The 12,343-nt window shown below is 62.1% G+C and carries 9 protein-coding genes; 5 read left to right on the top strand and 4 right to left on the bottom strand.

Annotated elements, in window-relative coordinates:
• Positions 1-18: 18 nt before the first annotated feature.
• The 3 genes from IGB42_RS03055 (at position 19) to murB (ending at position 6,034) form a co-directional block, all read left to right on the top strand.
• The gene (locus tag IGB42_RS03055) at positions 19-1,737 is read left to right on the top strand and encodes a chitinase (RefSeq protein WP_236822481.1); all 1,719 of its coding nucleotides are present in this window, start codon (positions 19-21) and stop codon (positions 1,735-1,737) included.
• A 538-nt stretch (positions 1,738-2,275) separates the two neighbouring features.
• Positions 2,276-4,840, top strand: a complete 2,565-nt coding sequence (locus tag IGB42_RS03050; protein WP_159666575.1) for a glycosyl hydrolase family 18 protein — start codon at positions 2,276-2,278, stop codon at positions 4,838-4,840.
• Between the two features lie 165 nt (positions 4,841-5,005).
• On the top strand, positions 5,006-6,034 hold the full coding sequence (murB, locus tag IGB42_RS03045; protein ID WP_159666572.1) for a UDP-N-acetylmuramate dehydrogenase: 1,029 nt from the start codon (positions 5,006-5,008) through the stop codon (positions 6,032-6,034).
• On the opposite strand, the gene IGB42_RS03040 is transcribed toward murB, so the two are convergent.
• The 3 genes from IGB42_RS03040 to mpl all read right to left on the bottom strand — a co-directional run bounded on the left by IGB42_RS03040 (position 6,035) and on the right by mpl (position 9,049).
• Positions 6,035-6,538, bottom strand: a complete 504-nt coding sequence (locus IGB42_RS03040; RefSeq protein WP_159666569.1) for a cyclic nucleotide-binding domain-containing protein — start codon at positions 6,536-6,538, stop codon at positions 6,035-6,037.
• A gap of 103 nt (positions 6,539-6,641) precedes the next feature.
• Complete coding sequence (locus IGB42_RS03035) at positions 6,642-7,559, bottom strand: DUF2167 domain-containing protein (protein WP_159666566.1); 918 nt, start codon at positions 7,557-7,559, stop codon at positions 6,642-6,644.
• A 119-nt stretch (positions 7,560-7,678) separates the two neighbouring features.
• Positions 7,679-9,049 (bottom strand): UDP-N-acetylmuramate:L-alanyl-gamma-D-glutamyl-meso-diaminopimelate ligase, encoded by a 1,371-nt coding sequence (gene mpl / locus IGB42_RS03030; RefSeq protein ID WP_159666563.1) that lies wholly within the window; start codon positions 9,047-9,049, stop codon positions 7,679-7,681.
• A 118-nt stretch (positions 9,050-9,167) separates the two neighbouring features.
• Between mpl and IGB42_RS03025 the strand changes: the two genes are divergently transcribed.
• Positions 9,168-10,139 (top strand): GGDEF domain-containing protein, encoded by a 972-nt coding sequence (locus IGB42_RS03025; RefSeq protein ID WP_159666560.1) that lies wholly within the window; start codon positions 9,168-9,170, stop codon positions 10,137-10,139.
• A gap of 114 nt (positions 10,140-10,253) precedes the next feature.
• Here IGB42_RS03025 and IGB42_RS03020 read toward each other — a convergent pair whose 3' ends face one another.
• A complete protein-coding gene (locus IGB42_RS03020) occupies positions 10,254-10,820 on the bottom strand; it encodes an acyloxyacyl hydrolase (RefSeq protein WP_159666557.1) in 567 nt (188 codons plus the stop codon).
• A 137-nt stretch (positions 10,821-10,957) separates the two neighbouring features.
• Between IGB42_RS03020 and argA the strand changes: the two genes are divergently transcribed.
• Complete coding sequence (gene argA, locus IGB42_RS03015) at positions 10,958-12,268, top strand: amino-acid N-acetyltransferase (protein ID WP_159666554.1); 1,311 nt, start codon at positions 10,958-10,960, stop codon at positions 12,266-12,268.
• The last annotated feature ends 75 nt before the right edge of the window (positions 12,269-12,343 follow it).

Genomic DNA, 12,343 nt, shown 5'->3' with positions numbered 1-12,343 from the left:
TCCTGATGGAGGATGATCATGCAAAATCGTAAACGCGCCTCCGCGCGTATGACGGGTATGCTTGCTGCCGTTTTGCTCGCAGGTTCGATTGCCGCAAACGCAGCCTACCCGACTTGGGCCGAAGGTTCGACCTACAGTGCAGGTACCGTGGTGTTGTACAACGGCCATGATTACAAGGCACTGGTTACCCATACCGCCTATGCTGGCGCAGGCTGGAACCCGGCCTCTACCCCGACACTGTGGCAAGATCTGGGCGTGGATACCGGCACAACGCCGACCAGCGCGCCGACTGCCACCCCTGTGCCGACCAAGGCTCCGACCGCCGTGCCGACATCCGGCCCGACAGCCACACCGAAGCCGACCACCGCGCCGACCGCCACACCCAAGCCCACCAGCACCCCGGTGCCGACCGTGACACCGACCACACCGGCCGGCGGTTGTACCGCTGCCGCTTGGTCCAGCACGACTGCCTATAACGGCGGTGCGCAAGTGAGCTACAACGGCCGTACCTATTCCGCCAAATGGTGGACCAGCGGCGATACCCCGTCCGCCAACACCGGCGACGGCAAGCCGTGGAACGACCTGGGTGTTTGTGGCCCGACACCGACCCCGGGCCCGGCCACGCCAACCCCGATCGTTACCGCCACACCGAAGCCGACCGCAACGCCGGTACCGGCTGTCACCCCGACGCCGCTGCCGGGCGTTACGCCGACACCGACCACGGTGCCTGTGACCAGCGTTCCGGTCACCGGCCTGCCCAAACATGTGGTTGAAGGCTACTGGCACAACTTCGACAACGGCACCGGCACGATGCGCCTGAAGGACGTACCGGCCGAATACGACATCATCAACGTGTCGTTCGCCGAAGGCGATCCGTTCGCACCTGCCGGTACCGCTGCATTCGTGCTCGACAAGGCATTCAACGAAGCCGACTTCATTGCCGACATCAAGGCCAAGCAGGCTGCCGGCAAGAAAGTGCAGATCTCGCTGGGCGGCGCCAATGGCGTGATCGTGCTGGGCAATACTGCCGCACGTGACATCTTCATCAAGACCATGGGCGACATCATTGCCAAGTATGGCTTTGACGGTATCGACATCGATATCGAAAACAACCTGTCGATGGCCGCCGGTGAAGACTACCGCAACCCGACCACCCCGCAGATCGTCAACCTGATCGCAGCCACCAAGGCGCTGAAAGCACGCTTCGGTGCCAACTTCATGATCACGATGGCGCCGGAAGTGGCGTATGTACAGGGTGGCTATGGCGTGAATGGCGGCATCTGGGGCGCTTACCTGCCGATCATCTACGGCCTGCGCAATGAACTGACCATCCTGCACGTTCAGCTCTACAACACCGGCGGCATCACCGCGACGGACGAGAAGAACTACAACCAGGGCACGGTTGATTTCGCTGTCGCGTTGACCGACATGATGCTCAAGGGCTTCAACGTGAACCGCGATCCGAGCAAGCCGTTCCCGGCACTGCGCCCGGATCAGCTCAGCCTGGGCCTGCCGGCAACCAGCGGTGCAGCACCGTCGGGTGGCTATCTGTCCAACGCTGGCGTACAGCAAGCGCTCGATTGCCTGATGAAGGGCAGCAACTGCGCCGGCTACAAGCCAAGCGCCGCCTACCCGGACTTCCGCGGTGTGATGACCTGGTCGGTGAACTGGGACAAGAGCAGCAACTACTCGTTCGCCAAGGGCCACAAGGCTTATCTGAATCAATACCCGAACTAAGCGGATCAACGCGGTTCTTCAAGGCCACCTTGCGGGGTGGCCTTTTTCATGGACTGTCCGTTCGCCGCGCGCTGCATGCCGCTCAGGGAGGGCGTGGGCGTTGGGCAAATGCAACACCGCGGCATGGCCGGCTGGCAGCTGGATTGCCTGCACGGTAGGGGAACACCTGATTTTTGATCGTAAGATATTCGTAATTAAAAGCGGCGTTTATTGCCATAAAGCGGCAAAGCGGGCGCATGACGGCGCTTGCAGGCGTAATCGCAAGCCCCTGCCCGGCAGATGGGTATGTAGTTTGATTTTCCAGCTTACCAAATATCAATATTCGTTAATATTTTTAAATTAAAACCTTTGAAAATCAAAGGATTGTGTTCATTTGAAACACATTGACACCATTCTGCATTTATCTACGATGGCCCAGTTTGCCCATGGTGTTTTCCGGCTGGAGGCGGATTCAGCGATCGGCACCCGACCGGCCGTTGGCGAGCAAGCGCGCTGTCGAGCATACGGCAGCGTTCATCTGGGTTCATAAGAAGAAGGAATGGAAGAGATGATTCGAAAAAAACGCTGGGCGGGGCTTCTGCTCTCGCTCCTGGCGGCTGCGGCTGTGTATGCCGCACCTGCCTGGCAAGAAGGCAGTACCTATAGTTCCGGTACCGTCGTCAGCTACAACGGCCACGACTACAAGGCACTGGTTACCCATACTGCCTACGCGGGTGCCGGCTGGAACCCCGCCGCTACGCCCACGCTTTGGCAGGACCTGGGTGCAACGCCCTCCACCACACCGACCCCGGCAGTGACGGCAACCCCGCGCCCAGTAACGCCTACCCCCACCCCGATCGTGACCGCTACGCCACGCCCGGTCACGCCTACGCCGATCGTCACCACCACCCCGCGCCCGGTCACTCCCACCCCCATCGTGACGGCAACGCCACGTCCGGTCACGCCTACCCCGAGTACGCCACCGGTCACGCCGACACCACCTGTCGTCACACCGACCCCGGTGACCGGCTGCGTGGCCTGGGCGCCTGGACTGGCAGTGACCGTGGGCCTGAACGTGAGCTACAACGGCCTGTCGTATACCGCACGTGCAGCACACACCGCACAAGTGGGCTGGGATCCGGCCAATGTACCGGCGCTGTGGTTGCCTGGCGGCCCATGCGGCACGCCGACACCGGTGCCTAGCGGTCCACCCGGGCCCACCCCGACCCCGCTGCCGAGCGCACACTTCTGCGCGCCGGATTACCTGGCTACCAAGATCTACGCCAAGGGCGCCATTGCCGGCTACAGCGGCAAGGCCTACCAGGCGCTGGTTGATACCTACGCGATTCCGCCGGACAGCACCGTATACACCAACCAGTGGAAGCTGGTCGGCGTGCCCGATACCGAGCTGTGCCCGGTTACCGTGCCGAACAACATCAACTACGGTACGCCGCAGCCGGTGGCCGGCAACCCCAATTCCGGCAAAGTGCTGGCTGCGGGCAAGCTTTCCACCACGCGTATTTCCAATACCGCATCCACGCTGACCGGTACCCGCGGCGGCATCAACCCGGCTACCGACCCGGGCGGCAACCACCCCGGCTTCGATTCGGATACCGGTGGCCGCGTCGCCAAGTTGCCGCCAGGCAGCCTGCCGTTGCAGCACAACGTGTACGAGCCGGCCGCCGGCCAGGAACGCGTGGCTTATCTGGGCGACTGGGCGATCTATGGCCGCCAGTTCGACTTCAGCAAGCTGCCGGTGAAGAACCTGGACCGTCTGGTATATGGGTTTGCGGGTATCTGCTACCCGGCCGCCAAGAACACCCAGGCCCCGGGCTTCCCGACCACCGCGCCGGCTGCGGTACTGCGTACCTGCAAGCAATCCAAGCTGCCGGATGGTGCAATGGCCATGGCCGACTTCGAAGCTGCGTTCCTGCGCAATCTCAACGGCGGGCAAACGGCCAAGATCAGCGGTGCGGAAAGCATGTACGACATCGGCAAGGATGATGTCGCCGGCGTATTCGGCGTGCTGTACAACCATCGCAAGGCCAACCCGAACCTGCATCTGGATCTGTCGGTCGGTGGCTGGACATTGTCCGAAGGCTTCCCGTGGATGGCATCCGATGCAACGCGCCGCAAGGCTTTCGTTGATTCCATCGTCAGCTTCCTGCAGCGCTACGACTTCGACGGCATCGACATCGACTGGGAATACCCGGCCACCGATGGTGCAGTCGACGGCATGGCCCGCCCGGATGATCCGCAGAACTATCTGCAGCTGTTGAAGGATCTGCGTGCAGGCATGGACTGGCTGACGGTCAAGACCGGCAAGAAGTATCGCCTGTCGTCGGCCATACCGGCCACCAAGGGCCCGCTCGACAAGCTGGACTGGCGTGAAATCAACAAGTATCTCGATCGCCTGTACGTGATGACCTATGACCTGACCGGGGCATGGGAGCGTAACATCAGCCATCACACGCCGCTGTACACCAACCCCAACGCCAATGGCTCATCCACCGGCGTATCGGCAAGCTGGACCATCGAGTACCTGAACAGCCAGTACGGTGTGCCGTTCAACAAGATGATGATCGGCGTGGCCAACTACCACCGCGCCAAAGCCATCCTGCCGGGCGACATCAAGGAGTACACCAATGGCCTGAAGGGTGATACCACGTTTGGCGATGCCGGCTGGACCGGTACCGCCTTCATCACCGGCATTGCCGGCGTGGGCTCGTGGGAAGCGGGTGTGGTCGAAGGCTACGATCTGTACCAGAACTATCTGGATCGTGACCTGAAACCGCGCAATGGCTATCACCTGTACACCGACAAGCTCAGCAATGCGGATTACCTGGTAAACCCGATCGGCCCGGCTGGCTGGTCGTTCATCACCACGGAAACACCGCGTACCGCAGCGCTGAAAACCCAGTACGCAAAAGACAAGCAACTGGGCGGCGTGTTCTTCTGGCAAGTGGAGCAGGACAACGGCTACAACCTCAACGCGGTCAACCACGTGCTGGGCAACAAGCTGCTGACCGACACCGCCGATGGCAAGCCGCAAGACCAGATCGCCACGTGCGGCGAGAACGTCACTGCGGCCGAGTGCCAGGCATTGATCAGCAACATCAAGTGATTTAGGGCCATCCATCCGAGCGTCGCCGGCCCTCACCGGGTGCCAGACGACGCCGCGGCCTGATTTGAGCCGGAACGGGCAACCGTTCCGGTTTTTTTATGCCGGCGCCTTTGTGTCCGGGGCAGCACGGGAGATAATTCCGCACCTGCCATCACCGGCCCTGCCATGCCCGCCATCCATACTGCCATCCATACCGATGTCGCACTGACCATGCTCAACACGCTGGGCCTGACTGCACATGCCGCGCAATTCACCCGCATTACCAGCGTTGATGACCTGCAGGCGCTGCTGGCCGATGCATCGCTGCGCACCCAGCCATGGCATGTGCTGGGCGGTGGCAGCAATCTGGTATTGCCCGAGGTGGTGGACGGGCTGACGCTCAGGGTGGAAATCCCCGGCCGCCGCCTGATCGGCGAGGACGAACACGCGGTCTACGTGGCAGCAGGCGGGGGCGAGAACTGGCACCAGTTCGTGCAGTGGACGCTGCAGCAGGGCTGGGGCGGGCTGGAAAACCTGTCGCTGATCCCCGGTACCGTCGGTGCTGCGCCGATCCAGAACATCGGCGCGTACGGCGTCGAAGTGAAAGATCATTTGTTCGAGCTGACGGCCTATTCACTGGATGACGGCCGCAAGCGGGTTTTTTCCAATGCCGATTGTGGTTTTGCCTACCGCGACAGCGTCTTCAAGCGGGCAGAGGCAGGCCGCTGGCTGATTGCCGAAGTGGTATTCCGCCTGCCCAGGCGGCCCACGCTGGTCACCAGCTACGGCGATATCGATGGCGAACTCGCCAGCCTGGGCCTGCCGCGCACGCCGCAGGGCGTGGCGCGGGCGGTGATCGCGGTACGCCAGCGCAAGCTGCCCGATCCGGCGCAGATCGGCAATGCCGGCAGCTTTTTCAAGAACCCCATCGTGCCGGAGACCGTGCGCGATGCATTGCTGGCCGAACATCCGCAGCTGGTGTCGTATCCGGCCGGTGCCGGCCTGTGCAAGCTGGCTGCCGGCTGGCTGATCGAGCAGACGGGCTGGAAAGGCAAGCAGCTGGGCCCGGTGGGCATGTATGCCAGGCAGGCGCTGGTGCTGGTCAACCATGGCGGTGCGGTACGCCACGACGTGGCAGAGCTGACTGCAGCAGTGCAGGTGGACGTGGCCGCGCAGTTCGGCGTGGTGCTGGAGCCGGAACCGGTCTGGTGGTGATCAGCGACCGGTTTGCATGATCTGCCGTGCCGCGCCGGTATGCGCGGTGTGCGGCATGCCGGTGGCCAGCATGCTGACCAGCGCATTGGTTTCACGCAGCCGCTCGGCCAGCATCACTGCCAGGTTGTGATACAGCTTGGTCTGCAGCGCCGGGATATGCCGAAGTTGCGCGCGGTCGAACTGCAGCAGCCGTACTTCGGTCAGCGTATCGACATGGGCGGAGCGTTCGTGACCATCCAGCAGCGCCAGCTCGCCGAAGGTATCGCCGGCATCCAGTTCCGCCAGCAGGATGGGTTGTTGCCGCGTGGCATGCAAAACCGCCAGTTGGCCCGCCACTACGATATACAGGCTGCTGCCGGGCTCACCTTCGGCAATCACGCGCTGGCTGGCAGCCCAGTACTGCGCCTCGCAATGCGCGAGGAAATCGCGGACCTCATCTTCCGAGAAGTGCTGCAGCAGCGCTACGCGGCTACGCAGGCGTTGCAGGAGTTGATCGCTGAGCATGGGAGGCAGGCGGTGGGGGCGATGCTGTCGTTATAGCGCCGTCCGATGAAAAAGGCCGCCCGGGTGGCGGCCTTCCGTCTGCTGACCACTGCACTGGCCGTGATCAGGTCTGGTCGCCCGGTGTGCTGGCAGTTTGCTCCACCGGCTGTTCCTTGGCCTTGCCGCCGAAGAACTTGCGGATGACCGCAAAGCCGCCGAGGGCCGCCACGATCACCAGTTTGAAAGATTTGAGAAGGAACGCGCCGATGATGGCCAGCAGCCCCAGCTTCTTGGCGCCCACGCCGGCCACCAGCGCGGCCAGCCCGTATTCGGCGATCTTGTCGTTACTGGCGTCGAAGTCCTGGTAGCGCTTGCCCGCGTTGAAGTCGAGCGCCGCCAGCAGCGCCTTGGCCTGTGGTTTTTCCTGCTCCACCGTGCTCATGCCGGTGACCAGGTTCATGCTGATATAGCCATCGCGGCCCAGTGCGTAGGTGTTGTAGTTCACCGTCTGCTCCTGATTGGCGGCTGCACCCTTGTCCTGCCCATTGATCGACCACACCAGCCGGTGCGTACCCGGCTGGTAATCGGGTTTTTCCACCCAGCCCACCACTTCGAACTCAGGGATACCGCGCTCCTTGCGTACCTTGTTGCTCTCTTCGGTGCCGTCTTTCAGGCTGGTCAGCAGGTCATCGGCATTCCATGCCTTAGCGTCATCGTCCTTGATGTAGCCGGATTTCTCGAAGCTCACATCGATGAACCAGTTGCTGTTGTCGCTGACCGGCATGATCATGCCCAGCAGCGTGTCCGCGGGGCTGTTGCCCATGGCATCGAGCAGCTTGCTGGCCTCTGCCTTGGGCACGAACGCATAGCCTTGCGGCAGCTTCAATACCGCCTGATCGATCAGTTTGACATCCGCCGGGCCGCGCTGCGCAGCCTTGGCGGCGGCATCGTAGGCGGTCTGGATTGCATCGGTGGCCCGTGCGGGCAGGGCACTGCATGCCAGCCATGCGGCCAGCAGCAGTGAAGTAACGCGGCATTTCATCTCAAGTCCTTGATCCCAGACGTCATTGCGCCTGTGTATGGTGTGGCCCCCGATTGTTGAACTGCCGCTGCTGCAAGTCAAAAAAGCTTACGTTGAAATGACTGCCTGTTGCGTGGTGGTTACTTTTCCAGTGCCGCCAGCAGCTTGCCGTGCACGCCGCCGAAGCCGCCGTTGCTCATCACCAGGATCTGGTCGCCGCTTTGCGCAGCGGCAGCCACGCTGCTGACCAGCGCATCCAGGTCGTCGAAGCTTTGCGCCTTGTCACCCAGCGGTGCCAGCGCTTCCGCCGGGTTCCAGCCCAGGTTGGCGCCATAGCAGAACACCAGATCGGCCTCCTTGAGCGAGCCGGGCAGCGCTTCTTTCATCGTGCCCAGCTTCATGGTGTTGGAGCGGGGTTCCAGTACCGCCAGGATGCGCGCCTTGCCCACCTTCTTGCGCAAGCCGGCTACTGTGGTGGCAATGGCTGTGGGGTGATGGGCAAAATCGTCGTACACGGTTACGCCGCCAGCCACGCCCTTGATTTCCATCCGGCGCTTCACGTTCCTGAAATGCGCCAGCGCGGCAATCGACATTGCCGGCGTTACGCCGATGCTGCGTGCGGCGGCAATTGCCGCCAGTGCATTGAGCGCATTGTGTTCACCCAGCAAGTCCCATTGCAGCCGGCCCTGCGGCTCGCCCTTGTACAGCACGTCGAAGCCATCGCTGTAATGCGCGCCGACCGACCAGCCGCCTTCCACGCCAAAGCGCTCGAACGGGGTCCAGCATCCCCGCGCCAGCACGCGGTTCATGCTTTCTTCACGGCCGTTGATGATCAGCAGGCCATGGCCCGGTACGGTGCGCACCAAGTGATGAAACTGTGTTTCGATTGCCGCCAGATCGTTGAAGATGTCGGCGTGGTCGAATTCCAGATTGTTGAGGATAGCGGTGCGCGGCCGGTAATGGACGAACTTGCTGCGCTTGTCGAAAAACGCCGTGTCGTATTCATCGGCCTCGATCACGAAGAACGGCGATATCGACGCAGGGTCTTGCGGCGGCCTGCCCGGCAGGCGTGCCGAGATGCCGAAGTTTTCCGGCACCCCGCCCACCAGGAAGCCGGGCGCAAGGCCTGCATCTTCCAGCACCCACGCCAGCATGGCCGAAGTGGTGGTCTTGCCGTGCGTGCCGGCCACCGCCAGCACCCATTTATCTGCCAGGATGTGGTCGCGCAGCCATTCCGGCCCGCTGGTATACCGCAAGCCGCGGTTGAGGATTTCCTCCATCAGCGGGTTACCGCGCTTCATCACGTTGCCGACGACGAAGAGGTCGGGGCCGAGCGCCAGTTGCTCGAGTCCCCAGCCTTCGATCAGGGAAATGCCCAGCGCTTCAAGCTGGGTGGACATGGGCGGATACACGCCGGCATCGCAGCCGGTCACGGTATGGCCGGCCTCGCGTGCCAATGCGGCAAGGCCGCCCATGAAAGTGCCGCAGATGCCGAGAATATGGATATGCATGGAAGGCCTAAAAAACGCTGATGGATGAATGGCTTGTAATCAAAGGGCAACAGTTGGCGAATGTCGGCGGCTTGCGTAGAATCGGCCGGTTTCCGAATCAGCGAACCTTTATCAGATCATGTCGACGACGCAGCCGGTCAACCCGGTCGAAATAGCACGGATTGCGCTCAAACGCCTTTCCGAGCGTGGCTTGCCGCCCACGCCGGAAAACTATGCCCAATTCTACAACGCCATCGTCACGATCAAATCGCCCGAGAACAAAAACAGCGCCGAGCTGCAGAACGCCTGGCAGATACTGATCAAGCTCGATGATGCGGTGAGCGATGCGCATGAGACCACCACCGAGCTGGTCACGGCACTGGTCGAAGGCGGCGAACGCATGAGCGGCAGCCTGGACGCGCTGCAGGATGCCAGAGAGGCGCACGAATCACGCCGCATGAGCGTGGAAGAGGCGCATTCGGCGCTGGAGTCGCTGCTGACCGAGCTGATCGATTCCACCTCCACCATCCATTCCACCGTCACCACCTCGACCGACGATCTGCGCTCTATCCGCGATGCGGTCAAGCATATCGAGGCCGATCTTGCCTTCAACCGCAAGATGCTGGAGCAGGATGCACTGACCGGTGCGCTCAATCGCCAGGGCTTCGATCACGTGCTGGCTACCGAGGTCAAGCGTGCGCAGCGCCACGACACCAAGCTGGCGGTGGTGATGTTCGACCTGGATGATTTCAAGCAGATCAACGACCGCTTTGGCCACCTGACCGGTGATCAGGTGCTGATCCACATGACCAACCTTGCCAAGGCCGTGCTGCGCGAGTCGGACCTGCTGGTGCGTTACGGTGGCGAGGAATTCCTGCTGCTGCTGCCGGAAACCGATGTGCATGGCGCCAAATACGTGATCGACCGGCTGCGTACCGTCGCCCACCGTACGCCGTTCCTGCACAAGAACCAGCGCATCGACGTGAATTTCTCCACCGGCATTGCCGCCCTCAAGGGCGACGAAAATGGCCGTGCGCTGGTACTGCGTGCCGATGAAGCGCTGTACCGCGCCAAGCACAGCGGCCGTGGCCGCATCGAGATCGCAGAGTAAAATCCGGCGGCCGCTGCCGGGATACAGGTGGCAGCGGTCATGAAGGATGGCCAATCGGTCTGTCATTTTCGCCTTGCCGTAACCCGAGCAGGCAAGGACAGAACCGAGTACCGATCAGAATACATACCCGTAACGCAGGTAGACGAGATCGGCGCCGGGGTTCTTGTCGGCAAGTTCTGCATTCGAGTAATGCATGACGTGGATGCCGATTTCCTGCTTGCCCATTTTGCAGCCGGCACCCAGCCGGTCTGCAAACAATGCGCGTGATCCCATGTCGTAGCCGTAGCCATCGCGCCAGTGCTGGTTGGAGAACCACGCCACGCCGATGCTGGCTTCCACGAACGGCGCGCAGAGGCTGCCGCTTTTCCATTGGTACCGCGCCACCGGCGCAATGGTGCCGCTCCATACCGCGCCATTCTGCGTATTGAGATAGCCGGCCTCCAGATCCAGCCGGGTGACCAGCGCGCCGTTGTCGCTTTCGAACCAGCGCCACGGTAAATCCCAGCCGGCAATCAACTGCACATTGCTCAGCGAGGTCCCGCCGTCCGGGCGCAGCAAACTGCCTGCCGCCACATCGAACCGGTCTGGTGCAAGGCCGCCTGATGTGGATTGTTCTGCCGCCAGGGCCGCAGGTATGGCAAGCGCCGTAACCAGGCTGGCAAGACAAATAGATTTCTTCATTATGACCTCCTGTTTTTGCTCCGGTTTGTCTGCTTGCAGCGTAGGAGTAAACACAGGCGTTCCCAACGTCGCCCTCCGCCGTTATTCTTGTAGGTGATTTGCCCATTCCGGGCATCGCTTCATGGGGTCCTGTACTGATGCACACCGCCGATTTTGTTGAATGGTTTCGCCAGGCCGCGCCGTATATCCACGCGTTCCGCGGCCGGACCTTCGTCATCGCGCTCGGCGGCGAGGTGGTACGGGAAGGCAAGTTCGCCACGCTCACGCATGACATCAACCTGCTTACCAGCCTGGGAGTCCGGCTGGTGGTGGTGCACGGTGCCCGCCCGCAGATCGATGCGCGCATGGCAGAACGCGGGCTGGTGCCCGAATATCACAAGGGCGTGCGGCTGACGGACCTGTCCACGCTGGAGTGCGTGATCCAGGCGGCAGGGCATGTGCGGGTGGAGATCGAATCGTGGCTGTCGATGGGGCTGGCCAATTCGCCGATGGCCAATGCGGATATCCGTGTCTCGGCCGGCAATTTCATCACCGCGCAGCCGATGGGCGTGGTCGACGGTATCGATCTGCAATACACCGGCCAGGTGCGCAAGGTAGATACTACTGCGATCAACTACCGGCTGGATGACGGCGAGCTGGTGCTGCTTTCCACCATCGGTTACTCGCCCACCGGCGAGGTGTTCAACATCACGCTGGAAGACGTGGCCACCAGTGCGGCGATCGCGCTGAAGGCCGACAAGCTGCTGTTCCTGTTCGGCCACGATGGCGTGATCGACCAGAACGGCGACCTGCAGACCGAATTGACCGCGCACGAGGCGCAGGCCTTCCTGGATGCCAACCCGGAAGCGAACGAAGACATCCGTCTGTATGTGCCGTGTGCGATCCGTGCGGTACGCCAGGGCGTGGCACGGGCGCACCTGATCACGCATCACATGGATGGCTCGCTGCTGATGGAGTTGTTCACGCGCGACGGTATCGGCACCATGATCTCGCGCGAGCCACTCGAAGCGCTGCGGCAGGCTACTATCGACGATGTGGGTGGCATGCTGGCGCTGATCGAGCCGCTGGAGGATGCCGGCGTGCTGGTCAAGCGCGGCCGTGAGCAACTGGAGCGTGAAATCAGCCGTTATGCAGTGCTGGAGCACGACGGCAAGATCATCGGCTGCGTGGCGATCCAGCCGTTTGCCGATAGCGGCATGGCTGAGCTGGCCTGCCTGGTGGTCGATCCGGATTACCGTGATGAAGACCGTGGCGCACAGTTGTTGCGCCATGTGGAGCAACAGGCGCGCAGCCAGGGCTTGCGCAAGCTGTTCGCGCTGACCACGCGTACCAGCCACTGGTTTGTCGAGCGCGGTTTCGCGCAGGCGACAGTGGACGAGCTGCCGATTGAAAAGAAGCATCTCTACAACTATCAGCGGCGCTCTAAAGTGTTCATAAAACCGCTATAAAGAGGCAGGGCAGGCGCAGTTGCCACAGCGCAGCTTACGCATCCAATAACTAAGGGCCTGACCCGGCCCGCATTG

Source organism: Andreprevotia sp. IGB-42 (genome assembly GCF_009848685.1).
In the GTDB taxonomy this organism is placed as follows: Bacteria; Pseudomonadota; Gammaproteobacteria; order Burkholderiales; family Chitinibacteraceae; genus Andreprevotia.
The sequence above is the reverse complement of the archived record's forward strand: the minus strand, read 5'-3'. Positions and strand labels throughout refer to the sequence as shown.